Source organism: Streptomyces lydicus (genome assembly GCF_000717345.1).
In the GTDB taxonomy this organism is placed as follows: Bacteria; Actinomycetota; Actinomycetes; order Streptomycetales; family Streptomycetaceae; genus Streptomyces; species Streptomyces lydicus.
Window position 1 is genome coordinate 103,038 of sequence record NZ_JNZA01000015.1, and the last position, 17,147, is coordinate 120,184.

Annotated in this window: 16 protein-coding genes; 4 read left to right on the forward strand and 12 right to left on the reverse strand. The window is 71.4% G+C overall.

Annotated elements, in window-relative coordinates; translation table 11 throughout:
* Window positions 1-18 precede the first annotated feature (18 nt).
* The gene (locus tag OO62_RS16780) at window positions 19-1,395 is read right to left on the reverse strand and encodes an MBL fold metallo-hydrolase (protein WP_033268223.1); all 1,377 of its coding nucleotides are present in this window, start codon (window positions 1,393-1,395) and stop codon (window positions 19-21) included.
* 321 nt (window positions 1,396-1,716) lie between these two features.
* On the opposite strand from OO62_RS16780, the gene OO62_RS16785 reads away from it, so the two are divergent.
* Both OO62_RS16785 and OO62_RS16790 read left to right on the forward strand, forming a co-directional pair.
* Window positions 1,717-3,189, forward strand: coding sequence for a DNA-3-methyladenine glycosylase 2 family protein (locus OO62_RS16785; RefSeq protein ID WP_033268224.1), 1,473 nt, complete (start codon window positions 1,717-1,719; stop codon window positions 3,187-3,189).
* 100 nt (window positions 3,190-3,289) lie between these two features.
* Complete coding sequence (locus OO62_RS16790) at window positions 3,290-3,772, forward strand: methylated-DNA--[protein]-cysteine S-methyltransferase (RefSeq protein WP_033268329.1); 483 nt, start codon at window positions 3,290-3,292, stop codon at window positions 3,770-3,772.
* Window positions 3,773-3,845: 73 nt separating this feature from the next.
* Here OO62_RS16790 and OO62_RS16795 read toward each other — a convergent pair whose 3' ends face one another.
* The gene (locus tag OO62_RS16795) at window positions 3,846-4,502 is read right to left on the reverse strand and encodes a TetR/AcrR family transcriptional regulator (RefSeq protein ID WP_033268225.1); all 657 of its coding nucleotides are present in this window, start codon (window positions 4,500-4,502) and stop codon (window positions 3,846-3,848) included.
* Window positions 4,503-4,591: 89 nt separating this feature from the next.
* Here OO62_RS16795 and OO62_RS16800 point away from each other — a divergent pair, with 89 nt between their 5' ends.
* On the forward strand, window positions 4,592-5,227 hold the full coding sequence (locus tag OO62_RS16800; RefSeq protein WP_033268226.1) for an NAD(P)-dependent oxidoreductase: 636 nt from the start codon (window positions 4,592-4,594) through the stop codon (window positions 5,225-5,227).
* 54 nt (window positions 5,228-5,281) lie between these two features.
* On the opposite strand, the gene OO62_RS16805 is transcribed toward OO62_RS16800, so the two are convergent.
* A complete protein-coding gene (locus tag OO62_RS16805; RefSeq protein ID WP_033268227.1) occupies window positions 5,282-6,088 on the reverse strand; it encodes a DUF4037 domain-containing protein in 807 nt (268 codons plus the stop codon).
* 37 nt (window positions 6,089-6,125) lie between these two features.
* Window positions 6,126-6,629, reverse strand: a complete 504-nt coding sequence (locus tag OO62_RS16810; RefSeq protein WP_199838969.1) for an NUDIX domain-containing protein — start codon at window positions 6,627-6,629, stop codon at window positions 6,126-6,128.
* A gap of 194 nt (window positions 6,630-6,823) precedes the next feature.
* Between OO62_RS16810 and OO62_RS16815 the strand changes: the two genes are divergently transcribed.
* On the forward strand, window positions 6,824-7,948 hold the full coding sequence (locus OO62_RS16815; RefSeq protein ID WP_033268229.1) for a glycerate kinase: 1,125 nt from the start codon (window positions 6,824-6,826) through the stop codon (window positions 7,946-7,948).
* A 94-nt stretch (window positions 7,949-8,042) separates the two neighbouring features.
* Here OO62_RS16815 and pssA read toward each other — a convergent pair whose 3' ends face one another.
* The 8 genes from pssA to OO62_RS16855 form a co-directional block, all read right to left on the reverse strand.
* Window positions 8,043-8,903 carry a CDP-diacylglycerol--serine O-phosphatidyltransferase gene (gene pssA, locus OO62_RS16820; RefSeq protein ID WP_069571083.1) on the reverse strand — a complete coding sequence of 287 codons (861 nt, stop codon included), beginning with the start codon at window positions 8,901-8,903 and terminating at the stop codon, window positions 8,043-8,045.
* Window positions 8,890-9,537, reverse strand: a complete 648-nt coding sequence (locus OO62_RS16825) for a phosphatidylserine decarboxylase (RefSeq protein ID WP_030807016.1) — start codon at window positions 9,535-9,537, stop codon at window positions 8,890-8,892. The genes pssA and OO62_RS16825 overlap by 14 nt, the downstream gene beginning before the upstream one ends.
* A gap of 170 nt (window positions 9,538-9,707) precedes the next feature.
* On the reverse strand, window positions 9,708-10,913 hold the full coding sequence (locus OO62_RS16830; protein WP_033268231.1) for an acyl-CoA dehydrogenase family protein: 1,206 nt from the start codon (window positions 10,911-10,913) through the stop codon (window positions 9,708-9,710).
* Between the two features lie 5 nt (window positions 10,914-10,918).
* Window positions 10,919-11,443 carry a MaoC family dehydratase gene (locus OO62_RS16835; protein WP_033268330.1) on the reverse strand — a complete coding sequence of 175 codons (525 nt, stop codon included), beginning with the start codon at window positions 11,441-11,443 and terminating at the stop codon, window positions 10,919-10,921.
* A gap of 5 nt (window positions 11,444-11,448) precedes the next feature.
* Window positions 11,449-12,414, reverse strand: a complete 966-nt coding sequence (locus OO62_RS16840) for an HpcH/HpaI aldolase/citrate lyase family protein (RefSeq protein ID WP_033268232.1) — start codon at window positions 12,412-12,414, stop codon at window positions 11,449-11,451.
* Window positions 12,411-14,423: a protein meaA gene (locus OO62_RS16845; RefSeq protein WP_033268233.1), complete on the reverse strand. Its 2,013-nt coding sequence runs from the start codon at window positions 14,421-14,423 to the stop codon at window positions 12,411-12,413. The genes OO62_RS16840 and OO62_RS16845 overlap by 4 nt, the downstream gene beginning before the upstream one ends.
* Window positions 14,424-14,464: 41 nt before the next feature.
* Window positions 14,465-15,802 (reverse strand): crotonyl-CoA carboxylase/reductase, encoded by a 1,338-nt coding sequence (gene ccrA / locus OO62_RS16850; protein ID WP_033268234.1) that lies wholly within the window; start codon window positions 15,800-15,802, stop codon window positions 14,465-14,467.
* Between the two features lie 517 nt (window positions 15,803-16,319).
* Window positions 16,320-17,123, reverse strand: coding sequence for a TetR family transcriptional regulator (locus OO62_RS16855; RefSeq protein WP_099871557.1), 804 nt, complete (start codon window positions 17,121-17,123; stop codon window positions 16,320-16,322).
* Window positions 17,124-17,147: the final 24 nt, after the last annotated feature.

The following is a 17,147-nucleotide window of genomic DNA, read 5'->3' on the forward strand; positions in this document are numbered from 1 at the left end:
CTACTCCGTGCAGGTCGCTCAGTCGGTGCTGTCGGGCGTGGCGAGGGGGAGGCCCGCCGCGGTGGCGGCGTCGAAGCCGTCATCGACGGCGACGACGTCCCGTCCGGCGGCGTCCAGCAGGGACGCGGCGATCGCCGCGCGCATCCCGCCGGCGCAGTGCACCCACACCACCCCCTCGGGTACCTCGCCGAGGCGGCCGGGCAGCTCGTGGACCGGGAGGTGGACCGAGCCGTCGACGAACCCGTCCGCACGCTCGGCAGCGCGCCGCACGTCCAGCACCACCACCCGCTCGCCGCGCTCGCGCACCGCGGCGAGGTCGGCGAAGCGGGCGCGCGGGAAGGAGGCGAGCTTCTCGCCCGCGCGGACCCAGCCGGCCGGATCGCCGGTGGCGGCGGCGGCCGGGCGGTCGATGCCGACCCGGACCAGCTCCCGCTGCGCGGCGGCGATCTGCTCGGGCGTCTCGGCCAGCAGGGTGACCGGCTTGCCCCACGGGACCAGCCAGGCCAGGTAGGTGGCGAGCTTGCCCGCACCCTCGAAGTTGAACGAACCGGCCACATGCCCCTGGGCGAAGGCGATCCGATTGCGCAGGTCCACCACCCACTCACCCGCGGCCAGCCGGGCAGCGATCTGTTCGGCGTCGGCGGGCGCGGGCGGGGTGAGGTCGACCGGCGCGGGGCCGGCGGCGTTGGCCGGGCCCATGTGCGCGTAGTAGGCGGGCACGTCGTCCAGTGAGGCGAGCATCTCGGCGACGAAGGTGTCCACGTCCCGGGTCAGCGCGTCGTTGGTCCGGCGCTCCTGACCGATCGTGGTCGCCTCCCCCTCCGCCGGGGAAGAGGAACAGAAACTGCCGAAACCGTGGGTGGGCAGTACCGGCACCCCGTCGTCCAGCTCGTCGGCCAGCCGGCGGGCGGAGGCGTGCTGGGCGCGGGCCAGCTGCTCGGTCAGCCGCGGTTCGACCAGGTCCGGCCGGCCCACGGTGCCGATCAGTAGAGACCCGCCGGTGAACGCCGCCACCGCCCGGCCGTCCTCCTCCAGCACGTAGGAGGTGTGGTGCGGCGTGTGGCCGGGAGTGGCGAGCGCCCGCAGGGCCAGGTGCTCGTCCACCGGGAACGTGTCGCCGTCGGCGACCGGGGTGCGGGCGAAGGCGACCGACGCCCCGGCCGGCACCAGGTAGCGGGCCCCGGTCACGCGGGCCAGCTCCAGCCCACCGGTGACGTAGTCGTTGTGCAGGTGGGTCTCGGCCACGAAGGCTATGCGCACCCCGCGCCGCGCCGCCGCGGCGATGACCTGATCGATGTCGCGGGGTGGATCCACCACCAGCGCGGTCCGCATCCCGCCGGCCAGGTAGCTGCGGTTGCCCAGGCCCTCGAATTCCAGGGTGTCGACGAAGAACACGACTACGACTCCTCTCGAACGTGATGTACCCCCCGGGGTATCTGACTTCACCCTAACAGGAGTACCCCTGGGGGTATTCCGGCGAAGCGGGGAGTGCAGAGCCGAGACCGGCCGCGCAATGGCCGCTGGGCGCGAAGGGCCGACGGGCCGGGCGGGCAGCGGCGCCCCGGCGTCCCGTGCCGACCGCCGGTGCCGTGCCGCAGGCCGACGGCGCACGCCGCGGCTGTCGGCGGCATCGCTGTCGGCGGCATCGCTGGTGGCGGGACGTTGACGTCGGATTTCCGCCAGCCGGGGCCGGGGCGCTGCGCAATCCTTGAAGGCATGCACACCGACACCGAGCGCTGTCTGCGCGCCGTGCAGTCCAAGGACGCCCGCTTCGACGGCTGGTTCTACACGGCCGTCCTCACCACGCGTATCTACTGCCGTCCCAGCTGCCCCGTGGTGCCGCCCAAGCCCGAGAACATGCGGTTCTACCCGAGCGCGGCGGCCGCCCAGCAGGCCGGATTCCGGGCCTGCAAGCGGTGCCGTCCGGACGCCAGCCCCGGGTCGCCGCAGTGGGACGAGCGGGCCGACCTGGTCGCGCGGGCCATGCGGCTGATCGCCGACGGTGTCGTCGACCGCGACGGTGTCCCCGGCCTCGCAGCCCGGCTCGGCTACAGCACCCGCCAGATAGAGCGGCAGCTGCTCGCCGAACTCGGTGCCGGGCCGCTCGCCCTGGCCCGCGCCCAGCGGGCCCAGACCGCCCGGCTGCTGGTGGAGACCACCGCGCTGCCGATGGCCGAGATCGCCTTCGCCGCCGGCTTCGCCAGCATCCGCAGCTTCAACGAGACGGTACGGGAGGTCTTCGCGCTCTCGCCGACCGAACTGCGGCAACGCGCGAAGCCCGGGCCGCGCGCGGCGGTGCCCGGCACCCTCGCCCTGCGGCTGCCCTTCCGGCAGCCGCTGAACCCCGACAACCTCTTCGGCCACCTCGCGGCCACCGCCGTCCCCGGCGTCGAGGAGTGGCGGGACGGCGCCTACCGCCGCACCCTGCGCCTGCCGTACGGGCACGGCATCGTCGCGCTCGCCCCGCGCCCCGACCACATCGACTGCCGGCTCGCCCTCACCGATCTGCGCGACCTGGCCGGCGCCATCGCCCGCTGCCGCCGGATGCTCGACCTCGACGCCGACCCGGAGGCCGTCGACGGGCTGCTGCGGGAGGACCCGACGCTGACGCCGCTCGTCGACAAGGCACCCGGCCGCCGGGTCCCGCGCACCGTCGACGCCGAGGAGTTCGCCCTCCGCGCGGTCCTCGGCCAGCAGGTCTCCACCGCGGCCGCCCGCACCCACGCCGGGCGGCTGGTCCGGGCGCACGGCGAGCCCATCGACGACCCGGGCGGCGGGCTCGGTCACCTCTTCCCGTCCGCCGCCGCGCTCGCCGAGCTGGACCCCGAGTCACTGGCCATGCCCCGTACCCGGCGCGCCACCCTCACCGGCGTGATCGCCGCCCTCGGTTCCGGCGCCCTGCGGCTCGGCGTCGGCAGTGACCGGGACGAGGCCCGCGCCCGGCTCGCGGCGCTGCCCGGCATCGGCCCCTGGACCGTCGAATGCGTCGCCATGCGCGGCCTCGGCGACCCGGACGCCTTCACCCCCACCGACCTCGGGGTGCGCCGCGCGGCCGCCGGACTCGGCCTGCCGCACACCCCCGCCGCCCTCGTCCGGTACTCCGCGCGCTGGCGCCCCTGGCGCGCCTACGCCGTCCAGTACCTCTGGGCGACCGACGGCCACCCCATCAACCACCTTCCGACGAACTGAGCCCCCAGCCATGACCGTTGACGCCGACACCGTGACCGCAGACCTGACCGGGCCTGTGCCCGGCACGCCGCTCACCCACACCGTCCTGGACGGCACCCCGATGGGCGCCCTCACCCTCGTCGCCGCCGGCGACGCCCTCACCGGCCTCTACATGACCGACCAGCGCCACCGCCCGCCCCAGGAGAGCTTCGGCACGCCGGCCGACCCCGCCGAGGAGCCGTTCGCCGAGACCATCGCCCAGCTACGGGCCTATTTCCGCGGCGAGTTGACCACCTTCGACCTGCCACTCGCCCTGCGCGGCACGCCGTTCCAACGCCGGGTCTGGGCAGCGCTGCGCACGATCCCGTACGGCCGGACGATGTCCTACGGGGAGCTTGCCGCCCGGCTCGGCGTGCCCTCGGCGGCCCGCGCCGTGGGCCTCGCCAACGGGCGCAACCCGGTCGGCATCATCGTTCCCTGCCACCGCGTCGTCGGCGCCAACGGCAGCCTCACCGGCTACGGCGGCGGCCTGGACCGCAAGCGCCGCCTGCTGGCCTTCGAACGCACCGAGGACACACTCTTCCCCGCGGAGGCGTGCGACTGACGGCCGCGCGCGTGCGCGCGGCGCACCCGCCCGATGCCGCCACCCCACCCGGCGCGAGCGCGGCGGACGACCGCTACGCCCCCGGCGGCCGGAGGCCGTCGAGCAGGGCTCGTACCGTCTCGGCCGCGAAGTCCTCCTCGCTCTCCGGGGGCAGCGCACCGGGGGGTGCCTCGGTGCCGAAGAACAGGTCGAGGAACGCGCGGTGGAAGCAGGCCCCGATGAGCAGCGTGGCGGCCGCGTGCGGATCGATGCCGGCGGTGATCCGGCCCAGCGACTGCTCGGCCCGCAGATAGCCGGCCAGGTGCTGGACCGCGTTCTGCGGGCCCGCGGTGCCCAGCTCGTTCAGCTTGCGGCGGTGGGTCTCCAGCAGCTCCGGGCTGGCGAAGAGCGACGCCGCCATTGGGAAGGAGCGGCGGTAGAACCGGACGGCGGCCAGCGCCACGTCCTTCAGATGCCCGGCCGGGCCGCGCGCGTCGCCCACGGAGTCCGGGAGCTGCTCCAGCGCGTCCGAGAACAGCGGGGCCCGCTCGTGCAGCACCCGGACGAAGATCTCTTCCTTGTTCCGGAAGTGCTTGTAGAGGGCCGCCTCGGAGCAGCCGGCCTCCCGGGCGATCTGCTTCGTCGTCGTACGGGTCAGGCCCACCGTCGTCATCAGCGTCGCGGCGGCGTCGAGGATGCGGGAGCGCGTCAGGGCGCCCCCGGTCAGCGGGGCGGCGGCGTCTCGGGTCATGCGTCGAGCCTACATTGGCAGGTGAGTGAGCACTCACCCACACTGGTGGGTAAGTGCTCACTCACCCCTTTGGTGCTCCGGGAGAGACCATGAAACTCACCGTCCTCGGCGCGTCCGGCGGCGTCGGCCGGCAACTCGTCACCCATGCCCTGGCCGACGGCCACCAGGTGACCGCCGCCCTGCGCAGCCCGGAGAAGCTGACCGAGCGGCACGAGCGGCTGACCGTCGTCCGCGCCGACCCGCTCGACGCCGCATCGGTGAAGACGGTCGTGGACGGTGCCGACGCGGTGCTCTCCGGCATCGGCCAGGCCGGCCGGCACGACCCGCTGCGGCCCGCCTCCACCTCGGCCCGTGCGGTGGCCGAGGCGATGACCGCGACCGGTGTGCGGCGCCTCGTCGTGGTCAGCGCGGGCCCGCTCAACCGCACCGGCGCGGGGCAGTCCTTCCTCAGCCACCGGGTCTTCGGGCCGCTCCTGTGGGCGGTCCTCAAGGACGTCTACACCGACCTGGAGCGGATGGAGTCCGTCCTGCGCGACAGCCGTCTCGACTGGACCGCGGTCCGCCCGCCCCGCCTGCTCGACAAGCCGGGGGAGGGCCGGTACCGCCACGCGGTCGAAGCCGGCCCGGCCGGCGCGACCATCACCCGCGCGGACGTCGCCCGCGCCATGCTCGACTTCCTCCCCGACACCCGCACCTACGGGCACGCGGTCGGCATCAGCCGCTGACGGCGCCCGCCCGACACCTCGCGGGCTCGCCGTCAGGCGACCACGCCCCGCCCGTCAGGCGACCACGCCCCGCACCTCGGCGACCAGCCGCTCCGCCTCGTCCAGCGAGCCCCGCAGTTCCTTCGGCGTACCGCCGAGCCGGGCGAGCAACGCGGCGGCGCGGTCGGCGAAGCCCGGCGGGGTGTCCGGCATCGTCGCGGCCGCCGCGAGCGCGCCCTTCTCGTTGAGGCACCAGACGCGGTGGTGCGCGTGCAGCGCCTGCACGAGGTGGCCGACCGCCCGGGACAGGCACAGGGCCGCGTGCAGCACGTCCCGGGCCCCGTACGACTTGCCCGCCATCGCCACCGAGAACCCCGCGTCCCACACGGCCGCGCTGGTCAGCGCCGTACGCAGCGCCTCCGGATAGTCCCGGACCGCGTCCTGGAGCCGGGCCAGCTCCCCGTAGGGGTCGGCCAGCACCCGCCCCAGCGCCACCTCGCCCGGATAGGCGGGTGACCAGAACCCGAGCGGATGGCCGGCCTGGACACCCGTCTCGAAGCGGCCCGCGCGGCACTCCTCCCACACCCGCCGCACCCGGTCGACGTCCCGCAGGATCCAGTCCACGTGGCTGCCGTCGGGGAGGACGAGCCAGGCCCCGCCGTTGACCCAGGGGCCCCAGGCCCCCGGCGCGAACACCTCTACGGGCCCGCCGGTCACCTCCGCGGCCAGCGCCTCCAGCGCCGCCAGGTCGGGCTCGTCCCGGTAATAGACGCCCAGGTCCCAGTCGGAGTCCGGCCGGTGCGTCCCGCGCGCCCGGCTCCCCCCGAGCATCACTCCGACGACTCCCGGCACCCCGGCGACCTTGGCGGCGATCTCTTCCATGGCGGCAGCCTAGGGACGCCGCCGCCCGTCCCTCACCTCATTTACGGGTGCCGCGCGCGCCCACGGGCGGCACGCCGTCCTCCAGTTCCGCCGGGCCGCACCCGTCCGCGAGGGCCTTGAGGGCCGCGCCGAGGCGCAGCGCCATCTCCCGGTTCACCAGCGTCTGGGCCTCGTCCCAGTGGACCAGGCGCCAGGACAGCAGCTCGGTGTCCTGAAGGCGGATCGAGGCCAGCTGCTCGGTGCCCAGCACTCCGCCGTCGAAGAGGTATGACACCAGCGGCGGCCGGCCCTCCCCGCGCACCCAGTCGACGGCGAGCAGCGCGCCCAGCTCGACGTCCAGGCCGATCTCCTCGGCGGTCTCCCGGCGCGCGGCCTGGCGGGGCGACTCGCCGGCGTCCGACTCGACGGTGCCGCCCGGCAGGATCCAGGTGTCGCGGTAGTTCGGCTCCACGAGCAGGATGCGGCCGTCCGCGTCCCGGAAGACGGCGCCCGCCCCCGCGAGCACGCGGGGCAGGCCGGCGATATAGGTGGCGTAATCCATGGTCGTCACGGCGCGAGCCTAGGGCCTGTCCGGCCGATCTTCGAGGCGCACCCCCCGGGCGCTCGGAAGCGTCCGCGGAGCGGTATGCCCTGTTCGCGGGGCCGCTCGCCGGATAAGGTCACAGCGGCGCGACTGCCAGTTCGAAAGCAAGGGGAAACACGGTGGCGGACGCAGCAAGGACAAACACAGCACATGTGCTGATCGCCGCGGACAAGTTCAAGGGCTCCCTCACGGCCGTCGAGGTCGCCGAGCACGTCACGGCCGGGCTGCGGCGCGCGGTCCCCGGGCTGGACGTCGCGGCCGTCCCGGTCGCGGACGGCGGCGACGGCACGGTCGCCGCGGCGCTCGCGGCCGGTTTCACCCGCCACGAGGCGCGGGTCACCGGCCCCACCGGCACCCCGGTGACGGCCACCTTCGCGCTGCGCGCGGACGGCACCGCGGTGGTCGAGATGGCCGAGGCATCCGGTCTCCAGCACCTCCCCGGGGGCGTTTTCGCGCCCCTGACGGCCACCACGTACGGCACCGGCGAGCTGCTGCTCGCGGCCCTCGACGCGGGCGCGACCTCGATCGTCTTCGGCGTCGGCGGCAGTGCCACGACCGACGGCGGCGCGGGCATGCTCGCGGCGCTGGGCGCGCGCTTCCTGGATGCGGACGGTGAGCCGGTCGGCCCCGGCGGCGGCCCGCTGGGCGAGCTGGCCACGGCCGATCTCTCGGGCCTGGACCCCCGGCTGGCGCGGACCGAGATCGTGCTCGCCAGCGACGTCGACAATCCGCTCACGGGCCCCAAGGGCGCCCCCGCCGTCTACGGCCCGCAGAAGGGCGCCGGCGAGGACGACGTCGCGACGCTGGACGCCGCGCTGGCGCACTACGCCGAGGTGCTGGAGCGCGCGGTCGGTCCCAAGGCCGCGGAGTACGCCCTGGCGCCCGGCGCGGGCGCGGCGGGCGGCATCGGCTACGGCGCGCTGGTCGGCCTGGACGCGGCGTTCCGGCCGGGCATCGACGTGATGCTCGACGTGCTGGGCTTCGGGCCGGCGCTGGCGAAGGCCACGTTCGTGATCACCGGCGAGGGCTCGCTGGACGAGCAGACGCTGCACGGCAAGGCACCGGCCGGGGTGGCCGCCGCGGCCCGTGCGGCCGGCCTGGACGTGGTCGCGGTCTGCGGCCGGCTCCAGCTGCCCCAGGAGGCCCTCGACCGGGCCGGTATCCGGCGGGCCTACGCCCTGACGGACCTGGAGTCCGACCCGGCGCGCTGCATGGCCGAGGCGGGCCCGCTGCTGGAGCGGGCGGCGGAGAGCCTGGCACGCGACTTCCTGGTCTGAGCCGGCGCCGCGGCCCCGACGGCCGCAGACACGACGGGAGCCCCGGGCGATCGATTCGCCCGGGGCTCCCGTCGTCGTACGACGTGGTGGACCGCTAGGGAAGCTGCGCGGCGCGCGACTCGGCGCGGGACTCGCGGCGGTTGTCGCGGAAGGTGTTGACCCTCCGGGCCGTCGCGAACAGCGGGATCATCGCGCCCAGGACCACCTGGAGCGAGCAGCCGGTCTGCAGCAGCAGCTGCCCGCCGGGCGCGTCCAGCGCCCAGGCCGCGAGCATGCCCATGCTCAGCACGATCCAGCTCAGCATCGCCACCGCGAGCCGGCCCCGCGGCTTGGGGTACTCGACCCGGCTCACCATCAGCCAGGCCACCCCGATGATCGCCAGCAGCGTCGGCAGGAACGGCAGCTCCAGCAGCACGATGGCGACGACGGTCAGCGCGCCGAAGGGACTCGGCATGCCCTGGAAGATGCCGTCGCGCAGGGTGACGCAGGAGAACCGCGCCAGCCGCAGCACCACCGCCAGCAGCACCACCACCGCCGCGACCACCGACACCCGCTGGTGGGCGTCCTGGGCGACCATGCCCCAGGTCACGACGAAGTACGCGGGCGCCAGCCCGAAGCTGATCAGGTCGGAGAGGTTGTCGAGCTCGGCCCCCATCGCCGAGGCCCGCAGCTTGCGCGCCACCAGGCCGTCGAAGAGGTCGAAGACCGACGCGAACAGCATCAGGATCACGGCCATGGCCGCGCTGTGCCGCGCCATCCCGCCGTCCTCGGTCCCCGTGAGGTGGGGGATCAGCACGCCGGTGGTCGTGAAGTACACGGCCATGAAACCGCAGATGGCGTTGCCGAGAGTGAGGGTGTCCGCTATTGACAGCCGCGTGGACAGCGGCATGTCGTCCTCGTCCTCGTCGGTCTCGGGCGCCCAGCCCGCCTGTGTCTCGGGATCAATCACGGTCAAGACGAGTCACCCCCGCGGTGGTCGCCTGGCCGACCTCGACCGCCACCTCGACGCCCTCCGGGAGGTAGACGTCGACGCGCGAGCCGAAGCGGATCAGACCGATCCGCTCACCCTGCTCCACCTTGGTGCCCTGGGGCACGTAAGGGACGATACGGCGGGCCACCGCGCCGGCGATCTGCACCATCTCGATGTCACCGAGCTCGGTGTCGAAGTGCCAGACAACCCGCTCGTTGTTCTCGCTCTCCTTGTTGAACGCCGGAACGAATCCGCCGGGGATGTGCTCCACGGACGTCACCGTGCCGGCCAGCGGCGCACGGTTGACATGCACGTTCAACGGGCTCATGAAGATCGCAACGCGGGTGCGTCCGTCCTTCCACGGCATGATGCTCTGCACCACGCCGTCGGCCGGGGAGATGACGCGGCCCTGAGCGATCTCCCGCTCGGGGTCGCGGAAAAACCACAGCATGCCCGCCGCCAGGGCGGTGGTGGGTACGGCAACGGCCGCCCAGCGACCGGACCGGCGGGACCGGGCGAGGCTGACCGCTGCCGTGGCAACGGTCGGCAGGAGCCACGGCGACGCTCCGCGCGCGAGGCGGACGCGACCGCGTTGTGCAGAGGATTGGCTGTGGGGCATGGATGACCTTCGTAGCGGAGGATGCCGCGTAGGGATACGGGGGACGGCGGCTTTCCGGGGATGCTATCGGTTGCGAGCGGCAACTGGCCAAGAGCCAGAGCCAATCCGTGGCCGAAGTACGATGACGGGGTGTGATCTTCGTCTAGACCAAAACCGCCCAAATGGGATGTTCACCCCTGGATTCGGTACTCCTCGAGTAGCCGGCGACCAATGATCATTTTCTGGATCTCGGCGGTACCTTCACCGATCAGGAGCATCGGGGCCTCGCGGTAGAGCCGCTCGATCTCGTACTCCTTCGAGAAGCCGTAGCCACCGTGGATACGGAACGCGTCCTCCACCACCTCCTTGCAGTACTCGGAGGCCAGGTACTTCGCCATGCCCGCCTCGAGGTCGTTTCGCTGACCCGAGTCCTTTTTGCGAGCGGCGTTAACCATCATTGCATGGGCCGCTTCGACCTTTGTTGCCATTTCTGCCAATTTGAACTGGATGGCCTGGTGCTGCGCGATCGGCTTGCCGAACGTGTGCCGCTGCTGCGCGTAGGAAACGCCCAGCTCGAAGGCGCGCTGGGCGACGCCGCAGCCACGCGCCGCGACATTGACCCGGCCGACCTCGACGCCGTCCATCATGTGATAGAAGCCACGTCCGGTGGTGCCGCCGAGCACCCGATCGGCGGGGATCCGCAGCCCGTCCATGATCAGCTCGGTGGTGTCGACGCCCTTGTAGCCCATCTTGTCGATCTTGCCCGGGATGGTCAGGCCGGGCCGCACCTCACCGAAGCCGGCCTCCTTCTCCACGAGGAAGGTCGTCATCGACTTGTGCGGAGCGGTGCCTTCCGGGTGGCCCTCGTCCGTGCGGCAGAGCACCGCGACGAGCGTGGACGAACCGCCGTTGGTGAGCCACATCTTCTGGCCGTTGAGGACGTAATCGTCGCCGTCCCGCACGCCCTTGGAGGAGATGGCCGAAACGTCCGAGCCCAGCGCCGGTTCCGACATCGAGAAGGCGCCCCGGATTTCACCCGCCGCCATCTTCGGCAGGAAATAGTCCTTCTGCTCCTGCGTGCCGTGCTGCTTGAGCATGTACGCCACGATGAAGTGGGTGTTGATGATGCCCGAGACGCTCATCCAGCCGCGGGCGATCTCCTCGACGGTCAGCGCGTAGGTCAGCAGGGATTCACCCAGGCCACCGTACTCCTCGGGAATCATCAGGCCGAACACGCCGAGTTCCTTCAGGCCCTCGACGATCTGCGACGGGTATTCGTCGCGGTGTTCCAGCTCCGTGGCGACCGGCAGGATCTCCTTGTCCACGAAGTCGCGGACGGTGGAGAGGATCTCCCGCTGGATGTCGGTCAGGCCCTCGGTCTGTGCAAGACGGGTCATGGCGACTACTTCTCCTTCTTGGCCGCGGGGGCCTTGAGCTCCGGGCGGCCCGGCTGTTCGCCGCCGCGCTCCTTGATGTAGGTGGCCGTGGGGACCATGACCTTGCGCCGGAAGACGCAGACCAGGGTGCCGTCCTGCTTGTAGCCCTTGGTCTCGACATACACGATGCCGCGGTCCGTCTTGGACTTCGACGGCGTCTTGTCGAGCACCGTCGTCTCACCGTAGAGCGTGTCGCCGTGGAAGGTCGGCGCCACGTGCTTCAGCGACTCGATTTCCAGGTTGGCGATGGCCTTTCCGGAGACGTCCGGCACCGACATGCCCAGCAGCAGCGAATAGATGTAGTTGCCGACCACGACGTTCTTGCCGAAGTCGGTGGTCTGCTCCGCGTAGTTGCTGTCCATGTGCAGCGGGTGGTGATTCATCGTGAGCAGGCAGAAGAGGTGGTCGTCGTATTCGGTGACGGTCTTCCCCGGCCAGTGCTTGTACACATCGCCGACGGTGAATTCCTCATAGGTACGGCCGAACTGCATCGTGCTCACGCCTCCGGGGCTTCGAACTTGGATGTACGGATCATGCCTGCGGCCCGGCCCTTGCCGGAGACGACGAGCGCCATTTTCCGGCTCGCCTCGTCGATCATCTCGTCGCCGAGCATCGCCGACCCCTTCTTGCCGCCCGCCTCCGAGGTGTGCCACTCGTAGGCGTCCAGGATCAGCTCGGCGTGGTCGTAGTCCTCCTGGGAGGGCGAGAACACCTCGTTGGCGGCATCGACCTGACCCGGATGCAGTACCCACTTGCCGTCGAAGCCGAGGGCCGCGGCCCGGCCGGCCACCTCGCGATAGCCGTCAATGTTCTTAATCTGAAGGTACGGGCCGTCGATAGCCTGCAAATCGTAGGTCCTTGCCGCCATCAGAATGCGCATCAGAATGTAGTGATAGGCATCGGCGCCATAGCCGGGCGGCTGCTCCCCGACCACCAGGGACTTCATGTTGATCGACGCCATGAAGTCGGCCGGGCCGAAGATGATGGTCTCCAGGCGCGGCGAGGCGCCGGCGATCCCGTCGACGTTCACCAGACCCTTGGCGTTCTCGATCTGAGCCTCGATGCCGATCCGGCCGACCTCGAAGCCCATCGTCTTCTCGATCTGGGTCAGCAGCAGGTCCAGCGCCACGATCTGCTGGGCGTCCTGGACCTTGGGCAGCATGATGCAGTCGAGGTTGGGCCCCGCGCCCTCGACGACCGTGATGACGTCCCGGTACGTCCAGTGCGTCGTCCAGTCGTTGACCCGCACGACCCGGGTCTTGCCGGTCCAGTCGCCGCCGTTCAGCGCCTCGACGATGGAGTGCCGGGCGCCCTCCTTGGCGAGCGGGGCGCAGGCGTCCTCCAGGTCCAGGAAGACCTGGTCCGCCGGGAGGCCCTGGGCCTTCTCCAGGAAACGCGGATTGCTGCCGGGGACCGCGAGACAGGAGCGACGGGGCCGCAGGCGATTGCCGGGGGCTGTCATGCGGGGACCTCCAGAGGGTCGAGCTGGTTGGCTTTCCGGATCTCGTCGACGATACGGCCGATGATCTCCGTGATACCGAAGTCCTTGGGGGTGAAGACGGCCGCCACACCGGCTTCCCGGAGCGCGGTGGCGTCGGCGGAGGGAATGATGCCGCCGACGATGACGGGCATGTCATCCACGCCGGTGCGGCGCAGCCGGTCCAGGACGTCCGGTACCAGCTCGGCGTGCGAGCCGGACAGGATGGACAGGCCCACGCAGTGCACGTCCTCGGCGACCGCCGCCGAGACGATCTGCTCCGGGGTGAGCCGGATGCCCTGGTAGATCACCTCGAAGCCGGCGTCCCTGGCCCGTACCGCGATCTGCTCGGCGCCGTTGCTGTGACCGTCCAGGCCGGGCTTGCCGACCAGCAGCCGCAGCTTGCCGGTGCCGAGCTCGGCCGCCGTCTTGGCGACCTTCTCGCGGACCGCGGCCAGCGGGGTGCCCGCCTCGGCGGCGACCGCCAGGGGAGCGCTGGAGACACCGGTGGGTGCCCGGAACTCGCCGAAGACGTCCCGCAGCGCCCAGGACCACTCGCCGGTCGTGACGCCGGCGCGGGCGCACTCCAGGGTGGCCGCGAAGAGGTTGGCGTCGCCCGCCGCGGTCTTCTTCAGCACCGACAGCGCCTCCTGGGCGCGCGTCTCGTCGCGGTTGTCCCGCCACTCGTGCAGCGCCTGCACCACGCGTGCCTCGTTGGCCGGGTCGACGGTCATGATGGCCGTGTCGAGGTCCGCGGTGAGCGGGTTGGGCTCGGTGCCCTCGAAGCAGTTGACGCCGACGATCTTCTCCTCGCCGGCCTCGATCCGGGCGCGCCGCTCGGCGTGCGCGGAGACCAGCTGCGACTTGAGGTAGCCGGACTCCACCGCGGCCATCGCGCCGCCCATCTCCTGGATCCGCTCGATCTCCGCGAGGCAGTCGGTGACCAGGGCGTCCACCTTGGCCTCGATGACGTGCGAGCCGGCGAAGATGTCCTCGTACTCCAGCAGGTCGCTCTCGTGCGCCAGGACCTGCTGGATGCGCAGCGACCACTGCTGGTCCCAGGGGCGGGGGAGCCCCAGCGCCTCGTTCCAGGCCGGGAGTTGGACGGCGCGGGCGCGGGCGTCCTTGGAGAGCGTCACGGCCAGCATCTCCAGCACGATGCGCTGGACGTTGTTCTCCGGCTGCGCCTCGGTCAGCCCGAGCGAGTTGACCTGGACGCCGTAGCGGAAGCGGCGCTGCTTCTCGTTCTCGATGCCGTAGCGCTCGCGGGTGATCTTGTCCCAGATGCGGCCGAAGGCGCGCATCTTGCACATCTCCTCGACGAACCGGACGCCCGCGTTCACGAAGAACGAGATGCGGGCCACGACGTCGCCGAACTTCTCCGGCGGCACCTGGCCGGAGTCGCGCACCGCGTCCAGCACCGCGATGGCGGTGGACATGGCGTAGGCGATCTCCTGCACCGGCGTGGCCCCGGCCTCCTGCAGGTGGTAGCTGCAGATGTTGATCGGGTTCCATTTGGGGAGGTGCGCCACCGTGTACGTGATCATGTCGGTGGTGAGCCGCAGCGACGGCCCGGGCGGGAAGACGTGCGTCCCGCGCGAGAGGTATTCCTTGACGATGTCGTTCTGCGTGGTGCCCGACAGCTTGCTGATGTCGGCACCCTGCTCCTCGGCGACCACCTCGTACAGCGCCAGCAGCCACATGGCCGTCGCATTGATGGTCATGGAGGTGTTCATCTGGTCCAGGGGTATGTCCTGGAACAGCCGCCGCATGTCGCCGAGGTGGGACACCGGGACCCCGACCCGGCCGACCTCACCGCGGGCGAGGATGTGGTCGGGGTCGTAACCGGTCTGCGTCGGAAGGTCGAACGCGACCGACAGACCGGTCTGGCCCTTGGCGAGGTTGCGCCGGTACAGCTCATTGGACGCCTCGGCGGTGGAGTGCCCGGCGTAGGTCCGCATCAGCCACGGACGATCCTTCTGACGCTCAGTCATATCAGGCCCGTATCTTCGGGGTTCAGGAAAGCCCGAGAGGCTCAGACGTTCCGGAACCGGTTGATGGCGTCGAGGTGCTTGGCGCGCATTTCCTCATCGCGCACTCCCATGCCCTCCTCGGGGGCCAGCGCCAGCACGCCGACCTTGCCCTGGTGGAGGTTGCGGTGCACGTCGTACGCCGCCTGGCCGGTCTCCTCGAGGGTGTACGTCTTCGACAGGGTGGGGTGGATCTTGCCCTTGGCGATCAGGCGGTTGGCCTCCCACGCCTCGCGGTAGTTGGCGAAGTGCGAGCCGATGATCCGCTTCAGCGACATCCACAGGTAGCGGTTGTCGTACTCGTGCATGTAGCCCGAGGTCGAGGCGCAGGTGGTGATGGTGCCGCCCTTGCGGGTGACGTAGACGCTCGCGCCGAAGGTCTCGCGGCCGGGGTGCTCGAAGACGATGTCGATGTCCTCGCCGCCGGTGAATTCGCGGATGCGCTTGCCGAAGCGCTTCCACTCCTTCGGGTCCTGGGTGCGCTCGTCCTTCCAGAACTTGTAGCCCTCGGCGTTGCGGTCGATGATCGCCTCGGCGCCCATCTTCCGGCAGATCTCCGCCTTCTGGTCGCTGGAGACCACGCAGATCGGGTTGGCGCCGCCGGCCAGCGCGAACTGGGTGGCGTAGCTGCCGAGTCCACCGCTCGCGCCCCAGATCAGGACGTTGTCGCCCTGCTTCATGCCGGCGCCGTTGCGGGAGACCAGCTGGCGGTACGCGGTGGAGTTCACCAGACCCGGCGCCGCCGCCTCCTCCCAGCTCAGGTGCTTGGGCTTGGGCATCAGCTGGTTGGACTTGACCAGGGCGATCTCGGCCAGGCCGCCGAAGTTGGTCTCGAAGCCCCAGATGCGCTGCTCGGGGTCGAGCATGGTGTCGTTGTGGCCGTCGGAGGACTCCAGCTCGACGGACAGGCAGTGCGCGACGACCTCGTCGCCGGGGCCCCAGGCGTTGACGCCGGGACCGGTGCGCAGCACGACGCCGGCCAGGTCGGAGCCGATGACGTGGTACGGCAGGTCATGGCGCTTGGTGAGCGGGGAGAGCTTGCCGTAGCGCTCCAGGAACGCGAACGTCGAGAGCGGCTCGAAGATCGAGGTCCACACGGAGTTGTAGTTCACGGAGGAGGCCATCACGGCCACCAGCGCCTCGCCGGGGCCGAGCTCGGGCACCGGCACGTCCTCGACGTGCAGCGACTTACGGGGGTCCTTCTCCTTCGTGGGCAGGCCGGCGAACATCTCGGCCTCGTCCTTGTGCACGGTCACCGCGCGGTAGGACTCGGGGAGGGGCAGCGCGGCGAAGTCTGCGCTGGTGGCGTCGGGGGAGAGGATTGCGTCCAGGATCTTGTTCACGGTGTGCCTCCGGCGAAGCTCGTCTGGGAAACGGCTTGAGGGAACGTCGGGGGTGGAGCGGGAGGTGGTGCCGTCGGTTCGGCCGGGGTGGCGCCGCTTCCGTCGCCTCTGCGGTGGTCGCAGAGCCGTCGGCCGCGGTGCCTGGCAGCGCTGTGGTGAGCGCGGAGCCCAGCGGCTGCTGGGGGTGCCTGTGACGCAGGCGTCCGGGCGGCCAGCCGCGTAGGGCTGGTGGGACAGCCGGCGCGCGATGGTTCACTGCACGCCGGCCGCCCGGACACCCTCAACGTATGACACCGCGTGCCAGTCGACAAGACACTGAGTGCCAAGAATTTCTCTCAGATGTCATCCAGGGGGCACGCATGAGCAACAGATGCCCCGATCGGAGGCATGGTCGTCACGCAAAGAAATCCCGCCCCTACGCAGCGTACGCAGGGACGGGATTAGGCCGTTCGGGTCGCGGCCCGGTCCGTACCCGGGCTCCGGGCCGCGACGTTGTGCGGTGGTGGAGGTTCCGCCGCTACTTCCGTTCCTTGATGGCCTTGCGGATCGTGCGCATGACCTCCTCCAGCGGGGCGTCCGTGCGGGCCACCGCGACCAGCACCTCGCCCTCCCTGGAGACGGCCGCCGCGGGCTGCTCCCCCGTGGTGGTGCGGCCCGCGCCGATGCCGGCGCCGAACGTCTCCCGGACGATCTCGAAGGCGTGGTCCAGCTGCGCCTCGACATCGCCCTCCGCGCCGGCCCGCAGCCAGCGGCGCAGGACGTGGTTGTGCGCGGTGACCACGGCGGACGCGGCGACCTCGGCGAGCAGCGGGTCGTCGTCGCCCTCGCGGTGCGCGCCCTCGTCGAAGTGGCCCAGCAGATAGCGGGTGAACAGTCGCTCGTAACGGGCCACCGAGGCGATCTCGGCCTCGCGGAGGGTGGGTACCTCGCGGGTGAGGCGGTAGCGGGCCACCGCGACGGCCGGGGAGGCCGCGTACATCCGCATGACCTCCTTGATGCCGCGGCAGACCGTGTCGAGCGGGTTCTCGTGCGGCGGGGCGGCGTCCAGGACCGCCTCGGCCCGTACGAGGGTGTCGTCGTGGTCGGGGAAGATCGCCTCTTCCTTGGAGCGGAAGTGGCGGAAGAAGGTCCGCCGGGCGACGCCCGCGGCGGCCGCGATCTCATCGACCGTCGTCGCCTCGTAGCCCTTGGTCGCGAACAGCTCCATGGCCGCCGCCGACAATTCGCGGCGCATCTTGAGCCGTTGTGCGGCCGCGCGGCGGGTGCCGGGAGAAGTGGCGTCGGGGGTGTCGGAGGGCTGCGTACGAGCGGGCTGGGACATGTGGGGACGGTACTGCATATTTAC